Source organism: Pseudomonas sp. NY15437, assembly GCF_048068435.1.
GTDB lineage: Bacteria > Pseudomonadota > Gammaproteobacteria > Pseudomonadales > Pseudomonadaceae > Pseudomonas > Pseudomonas nitroreducens_B.
Genome location: NZ_JBLUQC010000025.1, coordinates 21,681 through 48,669, shown reverse-complemented (window position 1 = coordinate 48,669; position 26,989 = coordinate 21,681). Strand labels below are relative to the sequence as shown.

At 67.4% G+C, this 26,989-nt stretch carries 23 protein-coding genes; 5 read left to right on the top strand and 18 right to left on the bottom strand.

Annotated elements, in window-relative coordinates:
• Window position 1: 1 nt before the first annotated feature.
• Entirely contained in the window at window positions 2-1,456 is a 1,455-nt protein-coding gene (locus tag ACNFIA_RS31215) for a PLP-dependent aminotransferase family protein (RefSeq protein ID WP_416790908.1), read from the bottom strand.
• A 117-nt stretch (window positions 1,457-1,573) separates the two neighbouring features.
• Here ACNFIA_RS31215 and ACNFIA_RS31210 point away from each other — a divergent pair, with 117 nt between their 5' ends.
• The 3 genes from ACNFIA_RS31210 (at window position 1,574) to ACNFIA_RS31200 (ending at window position 3,709) form a co-directional block, all read left to right on the top strand.
• Window positions 1,574-2,023 (top strand): GNAT family N-acetyltransferase, encoded by a 450-nt coding sequence (locus ACNFIA_RS31210; protein ID WP_416790907.1) that lies wholly within the window; start codon window positions 1,574-1,576, stop codon window positions 2,021-2,023.
• A 12-nt stretch (window positions 2,024-2,035) separates the two neighbouring features.
• A complete protein-coding gene (locus ACNFIA_RS31205; protein ID WP_416790906.1) occupies window positions 2,036-2,716 on the top strand; it encodes a GNAT family N-acetyltransferase in 681 nt (226 codons plus the stop codon).
• An 81-nt stretch (window positions 2,717-2,797) separates the two neighbouring features.
• A complete protein-coding gene (locus tag ACNFIA_RS31200) occupies window positions 2,798-3,709 on the top strand; it encodes a D-hexose-6-phosphate mutarotase (protein ID WP_416790905.1) in 912 nt (303 codons plus the stop codon).
• A 530-nt stretch (window positions 3,710-4,239) separates the two neighbouring features.
• Here the strand turns inward: ACNFIA_RS31200 and ACNFIA_RS31195 are convergent.
• From ACNFIA_RS31195 to purE, 4 genes are all read right to left on the bottom strand, one after another.
• Window positions 4,240-4,782, bottom strand: coding sequence for a DUF3299 domain-containing protein (locus ACNFIA_RS31195; RefSeq protein ID WP_259758131.1), 543 nt, complete (start codon window positions 4,780-4,782; stop codon window positions 4,240-4,242).
• 85 nt (window positions 4,783-4,867) lie between these two features.
• A complete protein-coding gene (locus tag ACNFIA_RS31190; protein ID WP_259758133.1) occupies window positions 4,868-5,113 on the bottom strand; it encodes a GlsB/YeaQ/YmgE family stress response membrane protein in 246 nt (81 codons plus the stop codon).
• Between the two features lie 202 nt (window positions 5,114-5,315).
• Window positions 5,316-6,401, bottom strand: coding sequence for a 5-(carboxyamino)imidazole ribonucleotide synthase (locus ACNFIA_RS31185; protein ID WP_259758134.1), 1,086 nt, complete (start codon window positions 6,399-6,401; stop codon window positions 5,316-5,318).
• A gap of 8 nt (window positions 6,402-6,409) precedes the next feature.
• Window positions 6,410-6,901 carry a 5-(carboxyamino)imidazole ribonucleotide mutase gene (purE, locus tag ACNFIA_RS31180; RefSeq protein ID WP_017521570.1) on the bottom strand — a complete coding sequence of 164 codons (492 nt, stop codon included), beginning with the start codon at window positions 6,899-6,901 and terminating at the stop codon, window positions 6,410-6,412.
• A gap of 329 nt (window positions 6,902-7,230) precedes the next feature.
• Here purE and adhP point away from each other — a divergent pair, with 329 nt between their 5' ends.
• Window positions 7,231-8,265 carry an alcohol dehydrogenase AdhP gene (gene adhP, locus ACNFIA_RS31175; RefSeq protein WP_416790904.1) on the top strand — a complete coding sequence of 345 codons (1,035 nt, stop codon included), beginning with the start codon at window positions 7,231-7,233 and terminating at the stop codon, window positions 8,263-8,265.
• A gap of 346 nt (window positions 8,266-8,611) precedes the next feature.
• On the opposite strand, the gene ACNFIA_RS31170 is transcribed toward adhP, so the two are convergent.
• The 4 genes from ACNFIA_RS31170 to ACNFIA_RS31155 form a co-directional block, all read right to left on the bottom strand.
• Window positions 8,612-11,038, bottom strand: coding sequence for a TonB-dependent siderophore receptor (locus ACNFIA_RS31170; protein WP_416790902.1), 2,427 nt, complete (start codon window positions 11,036-11,038; stop codon window positions 8,612-8,614).
• 115 nt (window positions 11,039-11,153) lie between these two features.
• Entirely contained in the window at window positions 11,154-12,158 is a 1,005-nt protein-coding gene (locus ACNFIA_RS31165) for a FecR family protein (protein ID WP_416790901.1), read from the bottom strand.
• Entirely contained in the window at window positions 12,155-12,742 is a 588-nt protein-coding gene (locus tag ACNFIA_RS31160) for an RNA polymerase sigma factor (RefSeq protein WP_416790900.1), read from the bottom strand. The genes ACNFIA_RS31165 and ACNFIA_RS31160 overlap by 4 nt, the downstream gene beginning before the upstream one ends.
• 126 nt (window positions 12,743-12,868) lie before the next feature.
• Window positions 12,869-13,783: a LysR substrate-binding domain-containing protein gene (locus tag ACNFIA_RS31155; protein WP_259758141.1), complete on the bottom strand. Its 915-nt coding sequence runs from the start codon at window positions 13,781-13,783 to the stop codon at window positions 12,869-12,871.
• 210 nt (window positions 13,784-13,993) lie between these two features.
• Between ACNFIA_RS31155 and ACNFIA_RS31150 the strand changes: the two genes are divergently transcribed.
• Window positions 13,994-15,418: an aspartate ammonia-lyase gene (locus tag ACNFIA_RS31150; protein ID WP_259758142.1), complete on the top strand. Its 1,425-nt coding sequence runs from the start codon at window positions 13,994-13,996 to the stop codon at window positions 15,416-15,418.
• 558 nt (window positions 15,419-15,976) lie between these two features.
• Here ACNFIA_RS31150 and ACNFIA_RS31145 read toward each other — a convergent pair.
• From ACNFIA_RS31145 to gbcA, 9 genes are all read right to left on the bottom strand, one after another.
• Window positions 15,977-16,273 (bottom strand): cell division protein ZapA, encoded by a 297-nt coding sequence (locus tag ACNFIA_RS31145; protein ID WP_259758143.1) that lies wholly within the window; start codon window positions 16,271-16,273, stop codon window positions 15,977-15,979.
• Window positions 16,270-16,500 carry a hypothetical protein gene (locus ACNFIA_RS31140; RefSeq protein ID WP_259758144.1) on the bottom strand — a complete coding sequence of 77 codons (231 nt, stop codon included), beginning with the start codon at window positions 16,498-16,500 and terminating at the stop codon, window positions 16,270-16,272. The genes ACNFIA_RS31145 and ACNFIA_RS31140 overlap by 4 nt, the downstream gene beginning before the upstream one ends.
• A 293-nt stretch (window positions 16,501-16,793) precedes the next feature.
• On the bottom strand, window positions 16,794-17,570 hold the full coding sequence (locus ACNFIA_RS31135) for an electron transfer flavoprotein subunit beta (RefSeq protein WP_416790899.1): 777 nt from the start codon (window positions 17,568-17,570) through the stop codon (window positions 16,794-16,796).
• Window positions 17,571-17,668: 98 nt separating this feature from the next.
• Window positions 17,669-18,901 carry an electron transfer flavoprotein subunit alpha/FixB family protein gene (locus tag ACNFIA_RS31130; RefSeq protein ID WP_416790898.1) on the bottom strand — a complete coding sequence of 411 codons (1,233 nt, stop codon included), beginning with the start codon at window positions 18,899-18,901 and terminating at the stop codon, window positions 17,669-17,671.
• A gap of 133 nt (window positions 18,902-19,034) precedes the next feature.
• Complete coding sequence (gene dgcB, locus ACNFIA_RS31125) at window positions 19,035-21,002, bottom strand: dimethylglycine demethylation protein DgcB (RefSeq protein WP_416790897.1); 1,968 nt, start codon at window positions 21,000-21,002, stop codon at window positions 19,035-19,037.
• 182 nt (window positions 21,003-21,184) lie between these two features.
• Window positions 21,185-23,245: a dimethylglycine demethylation protein DgcA gene (gene dgcA / locus ACNFIA_RS31120; RefSeq protein ID WP_207888181.1), complete on the bottom strand. Its 2,061-nt coding sequence runs from the start codon at window positions 23,243-23,245 to the stop codon at window positions 21,185-21,187.
• Window positions 23,246-23,318: 73 nt separating this feature from the next.
• Window positions 23,319-23,849: a 4-vinyl reductase gene (locus ACNFIA_RS31115; RefSeq protein WP_259758148.1), complete on the bottom strand. Its 531-nt coding sequence runs from the start codon at window positions 23,847-23,849 to the stop codon at window positions 23,319-23,321.
• Between the two features lie 176 nt (window positions 23,850-24,025).
• On the bottom strand, window positions 24,026-25,003 hold the full coding sequence (locus tag ACNFIA_RS31110; protein WP_416790896.1) for a dipeptidase: 978 nt from the start codon (window positions 25,001-25,003) through the stop codon (window positions 24,026-24,028).
• Window positions 25,004-25,547: 544 nt separating this feature from the next.
• Entirely contained in the window at window positions 25,548-26,837 is a 1,290-nt protein-coding gene (gene gbcA, locus ACNFIA_RS31105; protein ID WP_259758151.1) for a glycine-betaine demethylase subunit GbcA, read from the bottom strand.
• Window positions 26,838-26,989: the final 152 nt, after the last annotated feature.

Here is a 26,989-nt window from a genome sequence, read left to right as displayed (position 1 = left end):
TTCATCTCCAGGCCTTGCGCAACGCCCTCAACGCCTCGGCAATCCGCGCCTCCGGCACGGCGGCGAAGCCCAGCACCAATCCGGCGCGTTCATCCGCCGGCTCGGCGGATTCCGGCAGCCAGTAATCGCTCAGGGCATTCACCTCCACCCCGGCGGCCGCCGCTCGCTGCACCAGCTCCAGCTCCCGCTCGCGGCTGTCGACGCGAACGCAGAGGTGCAAGCCCGCGTCCACCGCCGGCATCGGCGCGCAGCCGGCAACCTCCGGCCAGCCGCGCAGCAGCGCATCGCGGCGGCTGCGGGCGGCGCGGCGCATGCGGCGGACGTGGCGCTGGAAATGCCCTTCGGCAATGAAGTCCGCCATCACCCGCTGGGTGCCCACCTCGGAATGGCGCACGTCCAGCGCGCGGCGGCGGGCGAAGGCCTGCGCCAGCGCCCGCGGGACGACCAGGTAGCCCAGGCGCAGCGCCGGGAAGGCGATCTTGCAGAATGTGCCCACGTAGAGCACGCGGTCATGCCGGTCCAGCGCCGCCAGCGGCATCAGGGGTGTTCCGCTGTAGCGGTACTCGCCGTCGTAGTCATCCTCGACGATCCAGCCACCGCTGCGCTCGGCCCACTCCAGCAGCTCCAGGCGCCGCGCCAGCGACAGGGTGACGCCGGTGGGGTACTGGTGCGACGGGGTGACGTAGACCAGCCGGCAGTCCGGCAACTGCGCCAGCCGCGCCGTGCACAGCCCGTCGGCATCCACCGGCACGCCATGCAGGCGCGCGCCCGCCGTGGCGAAGGCATGGCCGGCGGCGCGGTAGCCAGGGTTCTCGATGGCCGCACCGTCGCCCTCGGCCAGCAGCACCTGGGCGCACAGCGCGATGCCCTGCTGGGCGCCGCTGGTGATGATGATCTGCCCCGCGTCGCAGTGCAGGCCGCGGGAGCTGCGCAGGTAGGCGGCGACCAGCTCGCGCAGGCGCTGCTCGCCGGCCGGGTCGCCGTAGCCCAGGCAGTCCAGTGGCGGGTCGCGCCAGAAGCGCGCCTGCAGCCGTGCCCAGGTATCGAAGGGGAACAGGTCGAACGCCGGCACCCCTACACGGAATGCCCGTGGCGCACCGGTGGGCGGCATCGGCAGATGGTGCCGCGCGAGGCGTTCCAGGGACGGCGCGTCCGGGCTGCGCGCTGCACCGCGCAGTGTGTCCACGGCCGGCTGGACGCGTTCCGCGACGTAGGTGCCGTCACCGGTGCGGCCCTCGATGTAGCCCTCCGCGTAGAGCTGCTCATAGGCGCGCACCACGGTATTGCGGGACACGTTCAGCGACGCCGCCAGGTCGCGGCTGGCCGGCAGGCGCGAACGGGCCGCCAGGCGGCCATCGAGAATGCGCTCGCGCAATGCCTGGAACAGCTGCAGCCCGAGCGGGCGCGCTGGGTCGAGGCAGATACCGGACGGGTTGAAGGGCAACGGCACGCTCATGGCGAAAGCTTCCAGGACAGCGACAATGGTTCCTTTGATTTCACCATGAATGGCTCTTTAGCAGAACCAATTCCCGACCTAGGCTGGAGGTATTCCAACGCACACAAGGTCGTCACCATGTCTTCCGCCGTCGAGATCCGCCCGATCAGCGCTGCCGATCATGCCGCCTGGCTGCCGCTCTGGCAGGGCTACCAGCGCTTCTACAAGACCACCATCGAGGAGGCCACCACGGCCGTCACCTGGCGGCGGTTCCTCGATGCCGCCGAACCGATGCACGCCGCCCTCGCCTGGCGCGACGGCGTCGCCATCGGCCTGGTGCACTTCATCTACCACCGCTCCTGCTGGACCCAGGGCGACTACGTCTACCTGCAGGACCTGTACGTCGCCGAAGGCCAGTGCGGCGGCGGCATCGGCGCGGCACTGATCGAGCACGTGTACGCCGACGCCCGTGCCAACGGCGCCTCGCGGGTGCACTGGCTGACCCACGAGAGCAACACCGACGCCATGTTCCTCTACGACCGGATCGCCGACCGTTCCGGGTTCGTCCAGTACCGCAAGATCCTCTGAGCCGGAGCGCCCATGAACGAGCAACCCCTGCTGAACTGGCACCCCGCCGCCAGCCCGGAACGCCGCACCCTCACCGGCCGCTACATCAACCTGGTGCCGCTGGACGCCGCCCTCCACGGCGACGACCTGTGGCAGGCGCTGCAAGGGCCGGACTCTGATCCCGCGCTGTGGGACTACCTGCCCTATGGCCCCTTCCCCGAACGCGCGCCCTTCGACGCCTGGCTGGCGGGCAATGCGGCCAGCAACGACCCGCTGTTCTTCGCCGTGATCGACCGCGAGAGCGGCCGCGCGGTGGGCCTGCTCAGCTACCTGCGGATCTTCCCCAAGGACGGCAGCATCGAGATCGGCCACATCGCCTATGGCCGCGTGATGCAGCGCTCGCCGGCCTCCACCGAGGCGGTGTACCTGCTGGCGAAGTGGGCCTTCGAGATGCGCTACCGCCGCCTGGAATGGAAGTGCAACGCGCTCAACGCCCGCTCCATGCGCGCCGCCGAGCGCCTGGGCTTCGTCTACGAGGGCACCTTCCGCCAGGCCACCGTGGTCAAGGACCGCAACCGCGACACCGCCTGGTTCTCCATCATCGACAGCGAGTGGCCACGCTGCGAGCAAGCCTTCGAGGCCTGGCTGGGCGCTTCCAACTTCGATGGCCAGGGACGACAGCGGACGCAGCTGGCAGACCTGCGCCTGCGCTGATCTTTTCATTCTCCGGGAACTGCCTGCGACGCAAAGGATCGGTGATACTGAAACTTTCGCATCGCAGTCCCGGAGACCACCATGAGCAGCGATATCCAGACTCCCCGCGTCGAGCAGGTACAGATCGATCAACTGTCCTGCTGGCGCATCCACACCGCCCATGGTGAAGCGCTGATCGCCCAGCAGGGCGCGCAACTGCTGAGCTACCAACCCCACGAGCAGCCGCCGCTGGTGTGGCTGAGCGAGACGGCCGAATACCGCCACGGACAATCCGTGCGCGGCGGCGCACCAGTGTGCTGGCCGTGGTTCGGCGTGTTCGAACGCAACCCGGTGGACATCCGTACCGCCTACACCGGCGACAAGCCCCCGGCCCACGGCCTGGTGCGCGCGGTGGACTGGCAACTGGACGACATCGCCGACGAGCAGGGACAACTGGCCGTGCACTTCAGCTTCGACGCGAGCCACGGCCTGCCCGGCTGGCCGCATTCGGCGCGGCTGGAGCTGGTGATGCGCTTCGGCGAGCGCCTGCGCCTGGAGATGACCACCCACAACCTGGGCGACAAGCCGTTGCCGCTGACCCAGGCGCTGCACACCTATTTCGCCGTCAGCGACTGCCGCCAGGTCAGCATCGAAGGCCTGCAGGGCAACCGCTACCTGGACGCCATGGAGAACTGGGAAGAGCGCCAGCAGCACGGCGTGGTACGCTTCACCGGCGAGACCGACCGCGTCTACCTGGACGTGGACAAGACCCTGGTGATCCACGATCCGCTGTGGGAGCGCGGCATCCACGTCAAGGGCGATGGCTCGCGCTCGGCGGTGGTGTGGAACCCGTGGATCGACAAGGCCGCGCGCCTGTCGCAGATGCCCGACGACGCCTGGACCGGGATGCTCTGCATCGAGACCGCACGGGTGATGGACGACGCCATGAGCGTGGCGCCGGGGCGCAGCGAGACGATGAGCGTGGAAATCTGGAGCGAGCCGCTGAGCCAGTAAACACTCGGCGGCCCGAGGTGTTGTAGGAGCGGACTCCGTCCGCGATTCAAAGGGTGCCAGGGCAGTTCGCGAGCAAGCTCGCTCCTACAGAGAGGCACCGGTGCGCTTTGCGTAGGAGCGAGCTTGCTCGCGAACCTGATGCCGTGCCGGCCTTGCCGACGGATCGGGGACGGAGTTCGCTCCTACGAAAGCCCGCTCTTACAGATCGCTCTTTTTCACCGGGCGCGCTTTGGCATCGTCAATGACGTCGGCCAGCCCCGTAGGGCGCATAACGCGCCAGCGTTATCCGCCGCGGACGATCCGGCGCATAACCTGTTCCAGGTTATTATCCCTACGTTCCGAGGCCTGCTACGGGTAGGAGCGGACTCCGTCCGCGATTGAAAGGGTGCCAGCGCGGTTCGCGAGCAAGCTCGCTCCTACAGAGAGGTACCGGTGCGCTTTGCGTAGGAGCGAGCTTGCTCGCGAACCTGATGCCGTACCGGTATTGCCGACGGATCGCGGACGGAGTCCGCTCCTACGAAAGCCCGCTCTTACAGGTCGCTCTCCTCCACCGGCCGCACCTTGGCGTCGTCGATGGCGTAGGCCGCGTCGGCCAGGTCGTTGCTGACCTTCTCGACCTTCAGGGTGCCGCTGACCCAGATCGGGCTGTAGATGTCGTCGATCCGGATGCCCTTGGGGTAGCGCACCAGCACGATCTGGTTCGGCGGCGGCGGCGGCACGTGGATGCAGGCGCCCGGGTAAGGCACCAGGAAGAATTCAGTGACACGGCCCTTGGCGTCGTTCTCCAGCGGCACCGGGTAGCCGCCCAGGCGCAGCGCCTTGCCGTTCAGCGCGGCGACGGTCTTGGTGGAATACATCACCTGCGGCAGCTTCTTGTCGGTCTGTTTCAGGCCGCCCTTGTTGGTGAAGGTGCCGTTGGCCTCGGGGCCGTTGTGGCTGATCTCCGGCATGTCCTCCAGCGCCTTGCGGTCGCTGGGCGGCATCAGGGACAGCCAGTCGGTTTCGGGGAGTTCGGCGGCGGAGGCCAGGGAAGTCAGCAGTATCAGACAGCAGGCGAGCAGTGGTCGGCGCATCGTGGACTCGAAGGGCCCGGTCGGGCACAGGCGGTAAGGGCTTCCTGCGCCCTCCCCCGTGGCGGGAGAGGGGCGGAAATCACCGTCAATTCTTCTTGATCAGCCCGTAAATGACCAGCAGCACGATGGCGCCGATCACCGCGCCGATGAAACCTGCCGCCTGGCCGGCCGCGTAGATGCCCAGTGCCTGGCCGCCATAGGTGGCCAGCAACGAGCCGCCGATGCCGATCAGGATGGTCATGATCCAGCCCATGCTGTCATCGCCCGGCTTGATGAAGCGCGCGATGAGTCCGACGATCAGGCCAATGACGATGGTTCCGATGAAGCCCATGACAGTCCCTCCTTGTGGGTTGAGCGCGGTAAGTGCGCGCCTGTCATGGGACAGTGTAGGAAACGCCAGCGTTCCGTGTATTGCCGCGATCCAGAGCGACCGGGCGTGTTTCGCGGGCCTTACAGGGCCGTTGCTGCGCCCATGAAAAAAGCCGCGTCAGTGAATGACGCGGCTTTCATCGGTCACCTCGATCGTCCCGCCGTCAGGCCTTGGCGATCAGCGCCTCGACCTCGGCGATGCGCGCCTTCAGGGTCGGCAGGTCGGCGCTGCGCAGGGTGGCATGACCGACCTTGCGCCCGGCCTTGAAGGCCTTGCCGTAGTGATGCAGGTGGCAGTCGGCGACGTTCAGCACCTCGGCCACGGGCGGCACTTCGCCGATGAAGTTGAGCATGGCGCTCTCGCCGACTTTGGCGGTCGAGCCCAGCGGCAGGCCGGCGATGGCCCGCACGTGGTTCTCGAACTGGCTGCACTCGGCGCCTTCGATGGTCCAATGCCCGGAGTTGTGTACGCGCGGGGCGATCTCGTTGGCCTTCAGGCCGCCGTCGACCTCGAAGAATTCGAAGGCCAGCACGCCGACATAGTCCAGCTTGTCCAGCACGCGGCCGACGTAGTCCTCGGCCAGCGCCTGCAACGGGTGGTCGGTGCTCGCCACGGAGAGGCGCAGGATGCCGTTCTCGTGGGTGTTGTGCACCAGCGGGTAGAAGCGCGTCTCGCCATCGCGGGCGCGCACCGCCACCAGCGACACTTCGCCGGTGAAGGGCACGAAGCCTTCGAGGATGCAGGGCACGCTGCCCAGTTCGGCAAAGGCGCCGCTGACGTCCTCGGCCTTGCGCAGGACCTTCTGGCCCTTGCCGTCGTAGCCCAGGGTGCGGGTCTTCATCACCGCCGGCAGGCCGATGCTGGCCACCGCGGCGTCGAGGTCGGCCTGGGACTGCACGTCGGCGAAGGCCGGGGTCGGGATGCCCAGGTCCTTGAACATGGACTTCTCGAACCAGCGGTCGCGGGCGATGCGCAGCGACTCGGCGTTCGGGTAGACCGGCACGAACTGCGAGAGGAAGGCCACGGTCTCGGCCGGCACGCTCTCGAATTCGAAGGTCACCAGGTCGACTTCATCGGCCAGCTGGCGCAGATGGTCCTGGTCGCTGTAGTCAGCGCGGATGTGCTCGCCCAGGGCTTGCGCGCAGGCGTCCGGCGCCGGGTCGAGGAAGGCGAAGTTCATGCCCAGCGGAGTGCCCGCCAGGGACAGCATGCGGCCCAGCTGGCCGCCACCGATGACACCGATCTTCATGGTCGTACTCAGGCCTCGCGCGGATCGGGATTGTCCAGCACCGTCTCGGTCTGGGTGGCGCGGAATTGCTTCAGCGCCTCGTGGTATTGGGGGTACTTGGCGCCCAGAATGCTGGCGGACAGCAGGGCGGCGTTGGTCGCGCCGGCCTTGCCGATGGCCAGGGTGGCGACCGGCACGCCCGCGGGCATCTGCACGATGGAGAGCAGCGAATCGACGCCCGAGAGCATGGAGGATTGCACCGGCACGCCGAGCACCGGCAGGTGGGTCTTGGCGGCGCACATGCCCGGCAGGTGGGCGGCACCGCCGGCGCCGGCGATGATCACTTCGATGCCACGGCCATCGGCCTCTTCGGCGTACTGGAAGAGCAGATCCGGCGTGCGGTGGGCGGATACCACCTTCACTTCGTACGGAATGCCGAGCTTGTCCAGCATGTCTGCGGTGTGGCTCAGGGTGCTCCAGTCGGATTTCGACCCCATGATCACGCCAACCAGTGCGCTCATCGTCGTGCCTCTCTCAAGTGCGCTCTTGGGCGCGTCAGAAACCAACAAGCCACGACTCCGTGAGGGCGTGGCTTGTACGTGGCCAAACCGGCGGGCAGTGCCGGCTTGAAGGCGGCGCAGTATACCGCAAAGACCGTGGCGCAGTGCACTGGGCATGACCGTTGGTCCCGATTTCGTCATTCCGGCACCGACGCGCCCGCCGACGGCTTCGGAATCGACCTCGGAAAAGCTTGCCTCAGCTCAAGATGGCCTAGGCTCAGAGGCTCAGACTCGTCTGACACGAACCTGCCCGGACGGGCAGGTCCCTCACCCTTCAAGGAGCGAGCGCAATGTCCACGACCCTGCCCACGACCATGAAAGCCGCCGTCGTCCACGCCTTTGGCGCGCCACTGCGGATCGAGGAAGTCAAAGTCCCCCTGCCCGGCCCCGGGCAGATCCTGGTGAAGATCGAAGCCTCCGGCGTCTGCCACACCGACCTGCACGCCGCCGAAGGCGACTGGCCGGTGAAGCCGAGCCTGCCGTTCATTCCCGGCCATGAGGGCGTCGGTTTCGTCGCCGCCGTCGGCGCCGGCGTCACCCGCGTGAAGGAAGGCGACCGCGTCGGCGTGCCCTGGCTGTACACCGCCTGCGGCTGCTGCGAGCACTGCCTGACCGGCTGGGAAACCCTCTGCGAGAGCCAGCAGAACACCGGCTACTCGGTGAACGGCGGCTACGCCGAATACGTGCTGGCGGACCCGAACTACGTGGGGATATTGCCCAAGGACGTCAGCTTCCTGGCAATCGCGCCGATCCTCTGCGCGGGCGTCACCGTCTACAAGGGCCTGAAGGAAACCGGCGCGCGCCCCGGCCAGTGGGTGGCGATCTCCGGCATTGGCGGCCTGGGCCACGTGGCCGTGCAGTACGCCAAAGCCATGGGCCTGCACGTGGTGGCGGTGGACGTGGATGACGCCAAGCTGGAGCTGGCCCGGCGCCTGGGCGCCAGCCTGACCATCAACGCGAAGACGCAAGACCCGGTCGAGGTGGTGCAGCGCGATATCGGCGGCGCCCACGGCGTGCTGGTCACGGCGGTATCCAACAGCGCCTTCGGCCAGGGCATCGGCATGGCCCGTCGCGGCGGCACCGTGTCGCTGGTCGGCCTGCCGCCGGGCGACTTCCCCACGCCGATCTTCGACGTGGTGCTCAAGGGCCTGCACATCACCGGCTCCATCGTCGGCACCCGCGCCGATCTGCAGGAAGCCCTGGACTTCGCCGGCGAGGGCCTGGTGAAGGCCACCGTGTCCTCCGGCAAGCTGGACGACATCAACGCCATCCTCGACCGCATGCGCGCCGGGCAGATCGAAGGGCGGGTGGTGGTGGAGATGTAAGCCAAGCCCCGGTGCTTCTGTAGGAGCGAGCTTGCTCGCGAAGCAGATTCATCGGGGCACGTTGAAGATCAAAAGCCCCTCTCCCTAACCCTCTCCCGCAAGCGGGAGAGGGGACCGTACGGTACGGGGTGAAACCTTGGCGTCAGCCGGCACATTTGCGGCATCTTCTAGGAGCGGGCCATGCCCGCGAACGCGCCCATGGGCGCTCCCGCACCGCTATCTGCTGCATGGGTATCGCTTCGCTCCATCCATCCTAAAAAGACCACCCTGCAGAAGCGGACTCGTTCCGCGATGCGCCTTTACGCCGGCCTGCCGGCCGCATCGCGGATGAATCCTCTCCTGCACATCAGAACTCCACCGTGGTGGACAACTCGAACTGCCGCGGCTCGCCCACCGCCACGTAGAGGTTGTTCGCCGCCGACGGGTAGTAGGTGCGGTCGAACAGGTTCTTCACGTTGAACTGGAAGCCGACCTTGTGCCCGCCCAGCTGGGTGTCATAGCTGGCGAAGGCGTCGGCGACGGTGTAGGACGGCAGCTCGAAGGAGTTGGCCGGGTCGCCCGCGCGCTTGCCCACGTAGCGGGCGCCACCGCCCAGGCGCAGGTCGTCGCCGCCGAGCAGCGAGCCGGCGTCGTACACCCCCGTCAGCGAGGCGGTTTCCTTGGCCACGTTCTGCAGGCGGTTGCCTTCCAGCTCCGGGTCCTCGGTCACTTGCGCATCCAGCCAGGCGTAGCTGCCCAGCAGGCTCCAGCGGTCGGTCAGTTGGCCGGTGACATCCAGCTCGGCGCCGTAGGAGCGCACCTTGCCGGCGGTGCTGACGCGGCTGTCGCCGTTGGCGTCGAGCTGGGTGACCATCACGTTGCGCTTGCGGATGTCGAACAGCGCCAGGTTGGCGGTCACGCGGCCGGGGATGTCGAGCTTGCCGCCGATCTCCCAGGACGAGGCCTGCTCAGGCTGGATCGCCGAGTCGATCACCTCGCCGGTGGAGAGCGGCGCGATGGTGGAGTTGGGCTTGAACGATTGGGTGTAGCTGCCGTAGAGCGAGACCTCGTCGTTGACCTTGTAGACCACGCCCGCGCGCGGCACCCACTTCTGCCCGCTGATGTCGGTGTTGGCCTTGAACGGCCGGCCGCGCCCGGCGTACTGGTCGTACATCTGGTAGCGCCCGCCGGCCACCAGGATCCAGTGCTCGTCCAGGTGCCAGGAGTCCTGCAGGAACAGCGAGTCGCTGCGCAGCTTGTCGGTCTGGTCACTGTCGGCGGCGCTGACGCGGGTCGCCGGGGAAATCTGCCCGTAGACCGGATCGAGGTAGTTGAAGGTGGTGTTCTTGGTGTCACGGATCAGGTCGGCGCGGTAGATCTTGCGCTTCTCGCTGTCGATGCCGACCACCAGCTCATGGCGAAAGCCGCCCAACTGCAGGTCGCCGTTCAGGCCGGCGGTGGCGAAGCTGTCGCTGCTCACCGCGCCGTGAGTGCCGTCGACGCGGCGGGTCAGGGTGCCATTGCTGTTGACCTTGGTGATGCGCGCCTGGTTGTCGTCGTAGGTCTCGCGGGTCCAGCCGTAGGCGAAGTGCGCCTTCCAGGCATCGTCGAGGCGATGCTCGATGTCCAGGCGGCTGAGGTCGGAGCGGCCTTCGGTGATGTTGAACGGCTCGTCCAGACGGCGCGTGCGCGGGATGTCCAGCGGCCTGTTGGTGCGCGGGTCGATGGCGGTGCCGCGGTCGAACGGCGTCTTGAACTCGCGGTGCTCGTAGCTGAGGTTGACCGTGGTGTCCTCGCCGAACCAGGCCAGGGACGGCGCGACGAGGGTTTCGCGCTGCTGGCCGAAGTTGCGCCAGTAGTTCTCGTCCTGGTGATCGACGATCAGCCGGTAGACCAGGTTGCTCTCGCCCAGCGCGCCGGTGCTGTCGATCTGCGCGCCGCTGCCCTGCTTGCCGTGGGCGAAGGTCGAGCCGCGCAGGGTGAGGGCGTTGTACTGCTGCAACTGCGGCTTCTTGCTGACCACGTTGACCACTCCGCCCGGGTCCTGGATGCCGTAGAGCAGCGAGGCCGGGCCCTTGAGCACTTCGACATGGTCGGCGGTGGCGGTCAGGTTGCGGCCCAGCACCGAGGGTAGGCCGTCGCGCATGATCGAGCCGTCGCGGTTGTCGCCGAAGCCGCGTTTCATCACCGCGTCCTGGGTGCCGCCGAGGGTGTTGGCCTGGGTCACGCCGCTGATGTTGCCCAGCGCGTCGTCGAGGTTGCGCGGCTTCTGGTCGCGCAGCGCCTGGGCCGGGACGGTGACGATGCTTTGCGGGGTTTCCAGCACCGGCGTGTCGGTGCGGCCGATGGAGGCGACCGGCGCCGGCTGGTAGCCGGTGGGCTCGGCCTGGCCGGTGACGGTGGTGTCGGTGAGGCTCAGGGTGTCGTCGGGCAGGCGTTCCAGTGTGAGGGTGCGGCCGTCGAGGACGCGGAACCGGTAGCCGGAACCGGCCAGCAGACGGTTCAGCGCATCGCTGGCGCTGAACTGCCCGGAAAGCGCGGGGCTAGCAAGGTCGTAGGGCGCCTCGTCGGTGTAGGCCACGCTCAGGCCGGTCACCCGGCTGAACGCGCTGAGCGCCTGGGGCAGCGGCTGCGCCGCGATGGCGAAGCCGAATTGCGCCTGCAGCGCGGAATGGGCGGCCGCCTCCTGCGCCAATACGGCCGGCGCCTGCGCGGCAGCCAGGGCGGCGCCGAGGACAAAGGCGGCAAGCGGTTTCAGGGACAGTTCGGGGGCAGCGCGGCGCAACGGGGTCATCGGGAGCTCACTTGCTCGACAGGTCGATTCCATATGCGAATAAATCGCATTCATGACCACTACACGGAGCAGCCGCCTCGATACCTCACGGTTTTTTCGAAAATATTTTCAATGCTCAGCGGATCAGCACGAAACGCCCGAGCAACGCCTGCTGACGGAAACCCACCACGGACTGCAGCGAATCCAGTGCCGCCTGCGGGTCGGCGCTACGGAAGCTGCCAGTGACCCGGCGTTGCGCCAGTGCGTTGTCGAGCAGTACGAGGCGGCCCGGGTAGTAGGTGCCCAGGCGTTCCAGCACTTCACCCAGCGGCGCGCGGTAGAAGGTCAGCCAGCCCTGGCGCCAGGCCAGCGTGGCCTGTGCATCCGCGGGTTGGGCGTCGCCCAGCCGGGCGCCGTCGATACCGACGCGTTCGCCCGCACCCAGTACCACTTCCGGCGCGCCGGCCGCGCGGTTGCCGCGCACCGCGACGCGCCCTTCGGCGACGGTGACGCGGGTCTGCTCGCCCAGGCGGCGGACTTCGAATTCGGTGCCCAGCACCCGCGCTTCGGCCTCGCCGGCACGTACGACGAAGGGGGTGGGCAGATGCTTCACGGCGAAGAACGCGGCCCCGCGCAGCAGATCGACGCGGCGCTGCTCGCCCTCCAGGGACACGGCCACGGCGCTGTCGGCATCCAGCGTCAGGCGCGAGCCGTCGGCCAGGGCGATCTCCCGCACTTCGCCCGGCGCACTGACGTAGTCGGCGGACAGGTCGGTGAGCCAGTGGCCCGGCGACCACCAGCCGCCGGCCCAGAGCGTCACCAGCAGGCAGGCGGCGCTGGCCAGCGGATAGCTCCAGCGTCGGTGCTTGCCTTGGGCGCGGCGGGTCGCGGGGCGATCCATCTGCGCCAGATAGGCGTTCAAGGCATCGCCCTCCTCCGCGGCCAGGCGTTGCGCCGGCGCGGCGCTGGCCTGCCACAGCGCATCGACCTCGGCATAGGCGCGGGCATGTTGCGGGTCTGCCGCCAGCCACGCCTGGAACGCCGCCAGCCACGCTTCGCCGTCACGGTCCTGCAATCGCAGCAGCCACTGGCGCGCCTGACGCTGGGCGTCCTCGGGCGAGGGGGCGATGTCGGGCTTCATCGGTCGGCGGCTCCACGGCGAGTGGCCGGCGCGGCGGCCGTCAGGCTCGCCTTGCAGGCATCGAGGGCGCGCATCATATGTTTTTCCACCGCGCTCCGGGAAAGTCCCATGGCCGTGGCGATCTCGCCGTAGGTGCGGCCGTGCACGCGGCTGAGCAGGAAGATATGGCGGGTGCGCTCGGGCAACTGGCGCAGGGCGTCTTCGATCAGGTCCAGCTCGGCGCCGGCCTGCACCGCCTGTTCCGGCGACGGTTGCGCGTCGTCGTCATCGGGCAGCAGCGCGCTCAGGGTGCGGCCGCGCGAATCCTCGCCGCGCAGGTGGTCGATGGCCAGGTTGCGCGCGCTGCGCAGCAGGTAGCTGCCGAGTTCTTCCACCGGCGCCTGGGGGCGCTTCCAGAAGCGCAGGAACAGCTCCTGCACCAGGTCCGCCGCCGTGGCGCGGCAGCCGACGCGGCGCTGCACCAGGGCTTCCATGCGCGGGCGCTGGGAGAGGAAGACCCGCAGGAAATCCTCGCGCGGCAGCGCCTCGGCGGACGCGGGGGCGTCTGCCGAGCGGGAGTCGGCCGGGCGCTCGGGATGGGACATGGTCGGGTGCAGGCTCGCCAGCGGTCCGCGCCGACGCCGGCGCGAGGGAAAGACCCTGGAAAGCCGCAAATGATAATGCTTATCAAATAAACGGAACAGCCCCGATCGTCCGCCGCCCGCAGTGGATCAGGGCGTCTCGTCCAGCCCCAGGCCGCCTTCCAGCTTGCGCCACAGCAGGCGGATCTGCGCCTTGCGCACCAGGGCGCAGCGGTACAGGCGGATCTCCTGCGGCACGATCCAGTGCGGGCCGCCGCACAGCGCCAGTTCGCCGCGGGCCAGCTCGGACTCCATGCTCAGGCGCGGCACCCAGGCCACGCCCATGCCCTGCAGCGCCATGCTCTTGAGGCTGTCGGCCATCGCCGTTTCATAGACGGTGGTGTAGCGCAGGTTGCGCTGGCGCAGCAGCAGGTTGACCCCGCGTCCGAGGAAGGCGCCAGCGCTGTAGGCCAGCAGCGGCACGCTCTGGCCGCTGTCGAGGTCGTAGAGCGGCACGCCGGCGGAGTTCACCGCGCACACCGGCAGCATCTCGGTGCGGCCCAGGTGCAGCGAGGGGAAGACGTCCGGGTCCATCTGCAGGGCCGCGTCCGGGTCATAGAAGGCCATCATCAGGTCGCAGCCGCCTTCGCGCAGCAGGTGCACCGCCTCGCCCACGTTGGTCGCCACCAGGCGGCTGGCAATGTTCAAGCCCTCGGAGCGCAGGCGCGCGATCCACGCCGGGAAGAAGCCCAGCGCCAGGGAGTGCGCGGCGGCGAACTGCAGTACCTCGCCCTGCCCGCCCTCCAGGTGATGCAGGTGGCGCACCACCTGGCCGAGCTGTTCGACCACCGCGCGGGCGGTGACCAGGAACAGCTGGCCGGCCTCGGTCAGCTCGATGGGCGTGCGCTGGCGATTCACCAGGGTCAGACCCAAGGCGTCTTCCAGGCTGCGGATGCGCCGGCTGAAGGCGGGCTGGGTGACGAAGCGCTTTTCAGCGGCCTGGGAAAAACTGCGGGTGGTGGCCAGGGTGCTGAAGTCTTCCAGCCATTTGGTTTCGAGGTTCACATCCACTCCAACGCTCGAGGCGCTGATCGATTGGTCAGGAGCCGGGCGCGCGTAACACAGTCACACGCTCGCCGTCATCTATTCGTCACAGGGTACATTATGCCGTTCGTGCATGAGATAGCCTTTAACAGCATTGGCCGACGAAAGGCGAAATCCTTAGTCTACCGGGCATCGCGGCACTGGCCGTGTTCCTTTGAGACAATCTCTGTCATGTCCCCTGTTGCATCGTTCCGCATCGAGAAAGACCTCCTCGGCACCCTCGAAGTACCTTCTGACGCCTACTACGGCATTCAGACCCTGCGCGCTGTGAACAACTTCCGCCTCTCGGGCGTGCCGCTGTCGCACTACCCGAAGCTGGTCGTCGCCCTGGCGATGGTCAAGCAGGCGGCTGCCGATGCCAACCACAAGCTCGGCCACCTGCCGGCGGACAAGCACGCCGCCATCAGCGAAGCCTGTGCCCGTCTGATCCGTGGCGACTTCCACGACCAGTTCGTGGTGGACATGATCCAGGGTGGCGCTGGCACCTCGACCAACATGAACGCGAACGAAGTGATCGCGAACATCGCGCTCGAAGCCATGGGCCACGCCAAGGGTGAGTACAAGTACCTGCACCCGAACAACGACGTGAACATGGCGCAGTCGACCAACGACGCCTACCCGACCGCCATCCGCCTGGGCCTGCTGCTGGGCCACGACACCCTGCTGGCCAGCCTCGACAGCCTGATCCAGGCCTTCGCCGCCAAGGGCGTCGAGTTCGCCGGCGTGCTGAAGATGGGCCGTACCCAGCTGCAGGACGCGGTGCCGATGACCCTCGGCCAGGAATTCCACGCCTTCGCCACCACCCTGGGCGAAGACCTCGACCGCCTGCGTCGCCTGGCGCCGGAACTGCTGACCGAAGTGAACCTGGGTGGCACCGCGATCGGCACCGGCATCAACGCCGACCCCGGCTACCAGAAGCTGGCCGTCGAGCGCCTGGCTGAAATCAGCGGCCAGCCGGTCGTCCCGGCCGCCGACCTGATCGAAGCCACCTCCGACATGGGCGCCTTCGTGCTGTTCTCCGGCATGCTCAAGCGCACCGCGGTCAAGCTGTCGAAGATCTGCAACGACCTGCGCCTGCTGTCCAGCGGCCCGCGCACCGGCATCAACGAGATCAACCTGCCGCCGCGTCAGCCGGGCAGCTCGATCATGCCGGGCAAGGTCAACCCGGTGATCCCGGAGGCGGTGAACATGTGCGCCTTCGAAATCATGGGCAACGACCTGGCGCTGACCATCGCGGCCGAAGGCGGCCAGCTGCAGCTCAACGTGATGGAGCCGCTGATCGCCTACAAGATCTTCGACTCGATCCGCCTGCTCCAGCGCGCCATGGACATGCTGCGCGAGCATTGCATCACCGGCATCACCGCCAACGTCGAGCGCTGCCACCAGCTGGTGGAGCACAGCATCGGCCTGGTCACCGCGCTGAACCCGTACATCGGCTACGAGAACTCCACCCGCATCGCCAAGATCGCGCTGGAAACCGGCCGCGGCGTACTGGAACTGGTTCGCGAGGAACAACTGCTGGACGAAGCCACCCTGGCCGACATCCTGCTGCCGGAAAACATGATCGCCCCGCGCCTGATTCCGCTGCGCGCCTGATCATCCGCCCGGCGCGAGCCGGGCACGTCTCACCGGTTGAGGGGGAGTATTCCTCCCTCACCTTTCAGGGATTGGTTACCCCCGATCCCTTCTTTTATGCCCGGCGCGGCGGACCTGTCCGAAGCGCCACGTCTCACCGGTTGAGGGGCCCCTGGGCCCACTCTCCTTTAGAAGGGACACCGCTTACCCCGGTGTCCCCTTTTTTTTGCCTGGGATTTGGATACGACGAGAAGCCTCGCGGACGATTGGCTCCGGGCTCGGATCAGCCCTCACCCTAACCCTCTCCCAGAGGGAGAGGGGACCGTTCGGCGCAGATGAAACCATGGCGTCAGCCAGCGCAATCGGCTCCCTCTCCCTCCGGGAGAGGGCTGGGGTGAGGGGAAGCGCCGGCACGGACTCCCCGGCGACAAGACGACAGCGACTCAGGCCAGCAACCAGCTGTAGGAGCGAGCTTGCTCGCGAACTCGATCGCCTGCGGCAATACCGGTGCAGGGAGGTTCGCGAGCAATAACGAGGGCGTCCCCCTCGCTCCTACGAAAAGCAGAGACGCGCCAGGGCTCAATCCTGCCGTTGCAGGTGATCGAGAATCCGGCGGTTGAGAGCGGCGATACGCTCCACGGCGTCCGCCTCGTCGCACTCCTCGCCCTGCGCGCCGAGCTGGCGGGCGCAGAGGTTGAGCGCGGAGAGCACCATCAGTTCATTGCTGGTGACGTAGGGGAATTTCTTCTTGCTGGCGGTGATTTCCGCCTGCAGCAGCGCGGCCGCGTCCTGCAACCGGCGCTCTTCACCGGCCGGCGCCCGGACGCTGTATTCGCGCCCGAGAATGCGCAGGACGCGGACGCCGTCGCCACTCATGCGTGGGCGCGGCTGTCGCTGACGCGGCGGATCAGCGCCTGCAGGCGGGTGGCCGTGGCGTTGTGCTTCTCTTCCTGTTCCATCAGGGCCAGCTGCAGGCTGTCGTTTTCCTCACGGGCCTTGAGCAGCTCTTCACGCACGGCGGCGTTGTCCTGCACCAGCACGTCGTTCTGTTGCAGCAGTTCGGCGACCAGCTGTTCAAGTTGTTCGAGGGTGGAATCGAGCATGGGAGCCTCCGCAAAGCCTTTCAAAGGGTGCGGAGGATAAAGAAAGGGGCGCGGCGGGGCCAGCAGAAACGGGAATCTTCTGACAAGCCGTATGCTGTCAATTCAATAGCTTACGAGATAATTCTCGTGTTATTTCAATTATTTCCGGCTGCCAGTGTAGAAAATCGGCCGCAAGGTTCGCTAGCACACCGATGGTGAAGCAAATCGGTAGGAGCGAGCTTGCTCGCGAACCGCTTGACGCCGGAGCGGCCGGGTAATCCATTCGCGAGCAAGCTCGCTCCTACAAAGAGCTGTCAGATTCGAATCACGCCCTCTTCGCGCAGCAGCTTGAAGATCGCCTCGGCGCCCGCTTCGGGAGTGACGTCCTTGAGCACCTGCCCGGTACCGCCGGCGGCCTTGGCCGTGGCAGCCTTCATGCGCTCGGCGCCGGTCTTCGCCTTGATCACCTTCAGCCGCTTGGGCCGCGGGCGCGCCGGTTGCAGGTTGCCGTCGGCAATCAGCGGGTCGTCCACCACCTCCACCTCGTGGGCCTCCAGGTAGCCACGGCGGGCCGGGCCGAAGGCACTCTGGCGCGCCACAGGCGCGGCATTGTCGACGCTGGCAACGAAGGGCAGACGCACCTTCAGCCGGCGGCGCTGGCCGCGAGGCAGGGCTTGCAGCACCTGGGCGCTGCCGCCTTCCACCTTCTCCACTTCCGCCAGGCCGACCACCAGCGGCCAGCCCAGGCGCTCGGCCAGCAGGAACGGCAGCATGCCGGAACCTTCGCCGGTCTCCGCCTGGGTGCCGGTGAGCACCAGTTGCGCGTCGCTGTCGCCCAGGTAGGCCGCCAGTGCCGGCAGGGCGTCGGCGCCCGCGGGCTGTTCCAGCACGGCCAGTTCGTCCAGGCCCATGCCCAGGTAGCCGCGCAGCGCTTCTTCCCCGGCGTCGCCGGCATGCACCACGCGCAGGCGCTTGCCGGCCAGGCTCATGCCCAGCTCCACCGCGCGGGCGTCCTGGTCGGCGCGGCGCGCACGACCGGAAGCCGGGTGGGCACCGATGGAAACCAGGGCGACGATGTTCAGGTCATTCATCAGACACCTCAGAATCGGTGTAGGAGCGAGCTTGCTCGCGAAGCTTTGGGCTTGGCAGGTTCGCGAGCAAGCTCGCTCCTACGAAGGGCATTCCGGACTCAGGCCGCATCGCGCGCCGCTCCGTTGCGGTGGGCGTCGGCCAGGTCCATCAGCGCCTCGAGGATCGCGCTGGAGTCGCCGATCACCGAGAGATCGGCGCGTTTGATCATGTCGCAACCCGGGTCCAGGTTGATCGCCACCACCTTGTCGCAGGAACCGATGCCTTGCAGGTGCTGGATCGCCCCGGAAATACCAACCGCCAGATAGACCCGCGCGGTGACCCAGGTGCCGGTGGCGCCGACCTGGCGGGCGCGCGGCATGTGGCCGTCGTCCACCGCCACGCGGGAGGCGCCCTCGGTGGCGCCCAGGGCGACGGCGGCGCGGTGGAACAGTTCCCAGTCCTTCACGCCGTTGCCGCCGGAGAGGATGAACTCCGCCTCGGCCATGGGAATCTGCGCCGGGTCCACGGCCACCGGGCCGAGGTCCTCGATACGCGGCAGGTTGCGCGCGACGCTGGTTTCCAGCTCGACGACGCGGGCTTCGTGGCGGGTCTCGCTGACCGGCTCGGCGCACTCGGCGGCGGCCAGGATCAGCCGCGGCAGTTCGCGGTGCAGGTCCTGCTGGCCGGCGCCGGCGCGACCGACGCAGCGCTCGCCTTCGGCCTGCCAGACGCGGGTCGCCGGGCGTTCGCCCAGGCTGGCGGCCAGGCGGCGGCCCAGTTCGCCGCCACCGCTGCGGCTGTCGGGCAGCAGCCAGTGGCGCGGGGCGAACTGGCTGTTGACCGAGCGCAGCGCCAGCACCCGTTGTTCCGGGGCGTAGCCGTCGTATTCGTTGCCTTCGATCTGCAGCAGGCGGTCGACGCCGGCGGTATCGAAGGTGCTTTCCTTGTGCTCGCCGAACACCACGGCCAGCACGGCGCCGTCGCTGCCGGCGAGCTTGCGGGCCAGGCCCAGCAGGTCGCGGTCGTGGCTGGAAAGACGGCCGCCGACCATGTCCGGCACCACGGCAATGAGGAAGGCCGGCTGCTCGATCGCCACCAGCGGCAGCTGCACCACCTCCGGCGCACTGCTGCGCCTGCCGCCTGTGCCCTGCTGGCCACCGGAGCGGTCGATGCGCTTGATGCCGTTGGGGCCGATGAAGCCGACCGCGTGGGGGTTCTTGCGCACCACGCCGTGGGGGCCCATCCAGCGGCTCTCGCCACCCTGGGCGGACTGCATGGCCGCGTGCAGCGGGTGCAGGCGGTTGCGGGCGATCCACTCGGCGCGCGGGTCGCGGCGGATGATGTCGCTCATGCTCGTGCCTCCAGCGCGAAGGTGCTTTTCGTAGGAGCGAGGGGGACGCCCTCGTTATTGCTCGCGAACGGATCAGCACCGAAGTTTGGACGGTTCGCGAGCAAGCTCGCTCCTACAGGTTCACGGCTGTTCATCAGTGCACCTCCGCCGCTTCTTCACGGCGTACCAGCGAGGGCTTTTTTGCCGGCACCTCGGTGGCCTCGATGAGGACCTCGGCGACCAGTTCGGCAATGTCCTTGATCTCCGGGCGCGGCGCGACCACGCCTTCGAGCATCGCGGTGCACTGCGGGCAGCCCACGGCCACCAGCTCGGCGCCGGTTTCCTTGATGTCCGCCATGCGCATGTCGGGAATCCGCTGCTTGCCGGGGATGTCGGTGATCGGCGCACCGCCGCCACCGCCGCAGCAGCGCGAACGGAAGCCGGAGCGGGCCATTTCCTTCACCTCGATGCCGATGGCCTTGAGCACGTTGCGCGGGGCTTCGTACTCGCCGTTGTAGCGGCCGAGGTAGCAGGGGTCGTGGTAGGTCACGCTGTCGGCCTTGCTCTGGCCGAGGTTCAGCGCGCCCTTGCGCACCAGCTCGTCGATGAAGGTGGTGTGGTGCAGCACTTCGTAGTGGCCGCCAAGGGCGCCGTATTCGTTCTTCAGCACATGGAAGCTGTGCGGGTCGCAGCTGACGATGCGCTTGAAGCGGTACTTGGCCAGGGTGGCGATGTTGCGCTGGGCCAGGCTCTGGAAGGTGGCTTCGTCACCCAGGCGACGGGCCACGTCGCCGCTGTCGCGCTCCTCCAGGCCGAGCACGGCGAAGTCGACGTGGGCGGCCTTGAGGATTTTCACGAAGGACCGCAGGGTGCGCTGGTTGCGCATGTCGAAGGCGCCGTCGCCGACCCAGAACAGCACGTCGGCCTGCTGCTTGTCGGCCAGCAGCGGCAGATTCAGGTCCGCCGCCCAGTTCAGCCGGCCGCCGGGGGCGAAGCCGCCGGGGTTGTCGGTGGCGATGAGGTTTTCCAGCACCTCGGCACCCTTGTTCGGGGTCGCGCCCTTTTCCAGGGTGAGGTGGCGGCGCATGTCGACGATGGCGTCGACGTGCTCGATCATCATCGGGCATTCCTCGACGCAGGCCCGGCAGGTGGTGCAGGACCACAGGGTCTCGGCGTCCACCAGGGCCTTGCCGCCCAGCGCGACGATGGGCTGGTGCGGGCCGCCGCTGTGCTCGCCCAGGGGCTTGCCGGGGTAGGGGCTGCCGGCGAAGTTGGCGTCATTGCCGCCCGCCAGGCCGATGACCATGTCCTGGATGAGCTTCTTCGGGTTCAGCGGCTGGCCAGCGGCGAAGGCCGGGCACATGGCCTCGCACTTGCCGCACTGCACGCAGGCGTCGAAGCCGAGCAGCTGGTTCCAGGTGAAATCGGTGGGCTTCTCGACGCCCAGCGGCGCCATGGGGTCGTTCAGGTCCAGCGGCTTGAGGCCGGTGGAGCGGCCGCCGCCGAAGCGTTCGGAACGGCGGTGCCAGGCCAGGTGCAGGGCGCCGGCGAAGGCGTGCTTCATCGGCCCGCCCCAGGTCATGCCGAAGAACAGCTCGGACACGCCCCAGGCCACGCCGACGGCGAGGATGGCAGCGAGGAACCAACCGCCGAAGCCTTCCGGCAGGATGCCCGCCACCGGCAGGGTGGCGATGAAGAAGCTCGCCGAGAACATCAGCAGGCTTTTCGGCAGGCGCATCCACGGGCCTTTGGACAGGCGCGACGGCGGGTCGAGGCGGCGCTTGGCGACGAACAGCGCGCCGCAGAACATCAGCGCGGTGGCGGCCAGCAGGGCGAAGCCGAGGATGCGGTTGTGCAGGCCAAAACCGTGCACCAGGATCGCCAGCAGCGCGGCGGCGACGAAGCCGCCGGCGGTGGCCACGTGGGTCTTGGACATGTATTTGTCGCGCTCGACCACGTGGTGCAGGTCCAACAGGTAGCGGCGCGGCATTTTCAGCAGGCCGCCGACCCAGTCGACCTGGGCGGGCCGGCCACGACGCCACATCGCGAAGCGCTTCACGGCGCCCAGCACGGCAAGGCCGAGGGCGGCGAAGAGCAGGATGGGGAGGATGATGTTGAGCATTTCTGGTCTCCCTACGGGACCTCAGGGGGCACTGGGCAAGCTCCCTCTCCCGCTTGCGGGAGAGGGCGGAGGGAGAGGGTCTTCCCGGTCGGCTCGGTCACTCGGCCCACCGCCCTCTCCCCAACCCTCTCCCTGAAGGGAGAGGGGGCTGTCCGTGCCTGCCGGACATCACAAGGCGTGTCTTAGAAGTCCTTGCACAGACGCAGTGCGTCATAGATCGCCGCGTGGGTGTTGCGCTGGGCCACGCAGTCGCCGATGCGGAACAGCAGATACCCGTCGCCTGGCTCGCTGAGGCACGGCTGCGGCTTGATCGCGAACAGCGCCTCGACGTCGATCTGGCCCTTGTTGCGCGAGCCCTGCTTGAGCGCGTAGTACAGGCTCTCGTCCGGACGCACGCCGTTCTCCACGACGATCTGGTCGACCACCCGCTCTTCCTTCGCGCCGGTGTATTCGTTCTCCAGCACGGCCACCAGCTTGTCGCCCTCGCGGTAGACCTTCTCCAGCATCAGGTCGCCGGTCATGATCACTTCCTTGGGGTACATGCTGCGGTAGTAGGTCGGGAAGGTGGTGCCGCCGATGGCCACGCCCGGCTTGATGTCGTCGGTGACGATCTCGACCTGGGCGCCCTTGTCGGCGAGGAAATCCGCCACCGACATGCCGCTGAATTCGCAGATGGTGTCGTAGACCAGCACGTTCTTGCCCGGCGCGACCTTGCCGTCGAGGATGTCCCAGCTGCTGACCACCAGCCCTTCGGCGGCGCCCCAGTGCTCGTTCTGCTCCAGGAACGGATGGCCGCCGTTGGCCAGCACCACCACGTCGGGACGCAGGTCCAGGATGGTGTCGGCGTCCGCGCCGGTGCCCAGGCGCAGGTCGACGTTCAGCCGCGCCAGCTCCAGCTGGTACCAGCGGGTGATGCCGGCGATCTGGTCGCGCTGCGGGGCTTTCGAGGCGGTAGTGATCTGCCCGCCGAGCTGGTCCTTCTTCTCGAACAGGGTGACGTCGTGGCCACGCTCGGCGGCGACGCGCGCCGCTTCCATGCCGGCCGGGCCGCCACCGACGACCACGACCTTGCGCTTCACGCCGGTGGTCTTCTCGATGATGTGCGGCACGCCCATGTATTCACGGGAGGTGGCGGCGTTCTGGATGCACAGCACGTCCAGGCCCTGGTACTGGCGGTCGATGCAGTAGTTGGCGCCGACGCACTGCTTGATCTGGTCGACCTGGCCCATCTTGATCTTGGCGATCAGGTGCGGGTCGGCGATGTGCGCGCGGGTCATGCCGACCATGTCCACGTAGCCGCCTTCGAGGATGCGCGTGGCCTGGTTCGGGTCCTTGATGTTCTGCGCGTGCAGCACCGGTACGTTGACCACTTCCTTGATGCCGGCCGCCAGGTGCAGGAACGGCTCCGGCGGGTAGGTCATGTTCGGGATGACGTTGGCCAGGGTGTTGTGGGTGTCGCAGCCCGAACCGACCACGCCGATGAAGTCGATCATGCCGGTGTCGCTGTAGTACTTGGCGATCTGCTTCATGTCGTCGTGGGTGAGGCCGTCCGGGTGGAACTCGTCACCGCAGATGCGCATGCCGACGCAGAAGTCGTCGCCGACTTCCTTGCGCACGGCCTTGAGCACTTCCAGGCCGAACTTCATGCGGCCTTCGAAGGTGCCGCCCCATTCGTCGGTACGCTTGTTGACGCGCGGGCTCCAGAACTGATCGATCATGTGCTGGTGCACGGCGGACAGCTCGACGCCGTCCAGGCCGCCTTCCTTCGCCCGGCGCGCCGCCTGGGCGTAGTTGCCGATCACGCGCCAGATCTCTTCCGGCTCGATGGTCTTGCAGGTGGCGCGGTGCACGGGTTCGCGGATGCCCGACGGCGACATCAGGGTCGGCCAGTTGAAGCCGTCCCAGCGTGAGCGGCGGCCCATGTGGGTAATCTGGATCATGATCTTGGCCCCATGCTTGTGCATGGCGTCGGCCAGGTTCTGGAAGTGCGGGATGATGCGGTCGGTGGAGAGGTTCACCGAGCTCCACCATTCCTGCGGGCTGTCGATGGCGACCACGGAGGAACCGCCGCAGATGGCCAGGCCGATGCCGCCCTTGGCCTTCTCCTCGTAGTACTTCACGTAGCGCTCGGTGGTCATGCCGCCGTCGGTGGCATACACCTCGGCGTGAGCGGTGGAGAGTACGCGGTTGCGGATGGTCAGTTTGCCGATCTGGATCGGCTGGAACATTGCCTCGAAAGCCATTGCGGCATCCTCACGGGATCAGAGGTTTCTTGTTGTCTGGCGGCCCGCGGGCCGCCGGTGCCGAAGTCGCGGGTCAGAGCGGTTTGACGACGAACAGGCCGTCGTCGTGGCCTTCCTCGGCGCCGCTGTAGACCTGCTCGGCGACGGTGCGGATGTCGCTGCCGCGCGCCTGGAGGATCTGGTCCATGGCGCCGGCGAACCAGCCGGTGAACATGTAGTCGACCTTGCGGTTGACCTTGCCGTAGACGTACACGAAGGCCGAATGCTTCAGGCGTACCTGGGCGGTGCCCGCGTCGAGGTCGATCTGTTCGATCTGGAACAGGCCCCAGCCACGCTGCGACAGGCGCTTCATGTAGTGCTCGAAGACTTCCACGCCGACCAGGCCGTGGCACTCGGCTTCCTTCTCGCACCAGTGCCAGGCGGACTTGTAGCCGGCCTTGTAGAGGATCTGCGCATAGCGCTCGGCGCCCAGCTCTTCCTCGATGCCCATGTGGTTGTTGACGAAGAAGTGCCGCGGTACGTAGAGCATCGGCAGGGCGTCGGTGGTCCAGACGCCGGTTTCGCTGTCGACTTCGATGGGCAGTTCGGGGGCGTGTTTGGCCATGTGTGCAGACTCCGGAATTCGTGTGTGCGGTTGCCCTCTCCCCAACCCTCTCCCTGAAGGGAGAGGGAGCTGGCCGTGCATGCGGAAGGTCAGGTGCATGCCGGTGGCTCTGCTCCCCTCTCCCGCTGGCGGGAGAGGGGCTGGGGGACAGGGCGCTGTTCGATGGAAAGTCGGTGTTATTCGCCCCAGACGTCTTTCAGGACGCGCACCCAGTTCTCGCCCATGACCTTGCGCACCACGCGCTCGGGCATGCCGCGCTTGAGCAGGGTCTCGGTGAGGTTGGGGAATTCGCCCACGGTGCGGATGCCCAGCGGGTTGACGATCTTGCCGAAGTTGGTGAGGCGGCGGGCGTACCCCTTGTCGTGGGTCAGCCACTCGAAGAAGTCCTGGCCGTGGCCCTGGGTGAAGTCGGTGCCGATGCCGATGGCGTCCTCGCCGACGATGTTCATCACGTACTCGATGGCTTCGGCGTAGTCGTCGATGGTCGAATCGATGCCCTTGGCCAGGAACGGCGCGAACATGGTCACGCCGACGAAGCCGCCGTGGTCGGCGATGAACTTCAGCTCGGCGTCGGACTTGTTGCGCGGGTGCTCTTTCAGACCCGACGGCAGGCAGTGGGAATAGGTGACGGGCCTCGATGACTCGAGGATGACTTCCTCCGAGGTCTTGGAGCCGACGTGGGACAGGTCGCACATGATGCCGACGCGGTTCATCTCCGCGACGATCTCGCGGCCGAAGCCGGAGAGGCCGCCGTCGCGCTCGTAGCAACCGGTGCCGACCAGGTTCTGGGTGTTGTAGCACATCTGCACGATGCCCACGCCCAGCTGCTTGAAGATCTCCACGTAGCCGATCTGGTCCTCGAACGCATGGGCGTTCTGGAAGCCGAAGAGGATGCCGGTCTTGCCCTGCTCCTTGGCCTTGCGGATGTCGGCGGTGGTGCGCACCGGAATGACCAGGTCGCTGTTCTCGCGGATCAGCTTCTGGCTGGCGACGATGTTGTTCACCGTGGCCTGGAAACCTTCCCAGACGGAGACGGTGCAGTTGGCGGCAGTCAGGCCGCCCTTGCGCATGTCCTCGAACAGCTCGCGGTTCCACTTGGCGATGATCAGGCCATCGATGACGATGCTGTCGGCGTGAAGTTCGGCTGGGCTCATCTTGGCGTCTCTCTATTCAGGCAAGGCTGGTGCGGCGGGACTTGTGCCGACGCTTTGCAGGCAGGATATCCCTGCACCCCGAGGCGACCCGGTTCGAAAACGACCAGGGTCGAACCGAAAGCGTCAAACCGACGACATGGGCGACAGCGTTTGCGTCGCGTGGGGGATGCGGGGGATAGAGGCGGTGAGTTGCGGGGTGCGCTGGGGGATGTAGGAGCGAGCTTGCTCGCGAACGGTCTTCGCTGCGGGGCACGGCGCAGGCGGGAAGCGCCCTCTCCCTGAAGGGAGAGGGCTGGGGAGAGGGTGATACGGCGGCGGCACCGAGCCCGCCGGGGAGAGGTTCGCGAGCAAGCTCGCTCCTACGAAAAGCGCAGCTCTCAGACGACTTCAGCGCTTGCGCCAGCAGGCAAAGAGGTTCCACGCCACCAGGCCGGTGACGAAGGCGGAGCTGCTGTAGAAGAGCATCGCGTCCACGTGGCGTCCTCACTAACGACAGCAGGTAACGACAACGCCCCCGAAAACGGGGGCGCTGGGAGGGTGGGGCTTACTTCTCGCCGACCAGGCGGGCGTGGGCGGACTCCTCGCCCAGGTTGTTCAGCATGCGCTCGCTGTACCAGTCGAGGAAGTTGATCACGCCGAACTCGTAGGTCTTGGAGTACGGCCCCGGCTGGTAGGCGGTGGAGTTGATGCCGCGCTGGTTCTCTTCGGCCAGGCGACGGTCCTGGTCGTTGGTGGCGTCCCAGACTTCACGCAGGCGCGCCACGTCGTAGTCGACGCCTTCCACCGCGTCCTTGTGCACCAGCCACTTGGTGGTGACCATGGTTTCCTGCGCGCTGATCGGCCACACGGTGAACACGATCATGTGGTCGCCCATGCAGTGGTTCCACGAGTGCGGCAGGTGCAGGATGCGCATCGAGCCCAGGTCCGGGTTCTGGATGCGGCCCATGAGCTTCTTGCTGCCCTGCTTGCCGTCCATGGTCATGGACACGGTGCCCTGCAGCAGCGGCATGCGCACGATGCGGTTGCGAAGGCCGAAGCTGGCATGGGCGTAGGGGATCTTCTCGGCATCCCAGGCGGTGGTGCAGGCCGCGACCTGGTCCTTGAAGGCCTGGCTGGCGCGCGGGTCGGTGACGTCGTCCCACTCCAGCAGGGTGTTCAGCAGCTCCGGGTGCGAACCGTTGCAGTGGTAGCACTCGCGGTTGTTCTCCAGCACCAGCTTCCAGTTGGCCTTCTCCATCAGCGTGGTCTGCACCGCGACCTTGGTGTTCTCCATGTCGTACGGCTCCATGTAGTGCTCGAGCGTACGCAGGAAGTCGTCGATGGCCGGCGGGTTCTCCGCCAGCGAGATGAAGATGTAGCCGCCGGCGGTCTTCACGTTCACCGGCTTGAGGCTGTAGTCCTTCATGTCGAAGTCGGCGCCCATCTCGGTGCCGGCGAACAGCAGGCGGCCGTCCAGTTCGTAGGTCCACTGGTGGTAGGGGCAGACCAGCTTGGCGACCTTGCCCTTGTCGCTGACGCACAGGCGCGAGCCGCGGTGGCGGCAGACGTTGTGGAAGGCGTGGATCTTGCCTTCGGCGCCGCGCAGGACGATCACCGGGTTGTCGCCGATCTGCAGGGTGAGGAAGTTGCCCTTGGCGGGAATCTCGCAGGTCATGCCGGCGATCAGCCACTCCTTGTGGAAGATCTCCTGCATGTCCAGCTGGAACAGGCGCTCGTCGTTGTAGAAGGGCTGCGGCAGCGAGAAGCTGTGGTCGCGGCTGCGCAGCATCTCGGCGGTGGCCTTGCGGGCCGGTTCCAGCGGGTCGCCCAGACTCAGGGTAGTGGTGACGTCCATTGCTCGGTCCTCATGCCGCAGCGCGCTCGGCTGCCGGCGGAAATAAGTGGCTGATACGGTGTGCCACGCAGGGCAGTGGCGGCAGGTGCGCAGCGCGCCGAGTGCGCTTTCCCGCCGTCCTCGTTCAACCGGAAGGGGTTGCTCGGCATGGA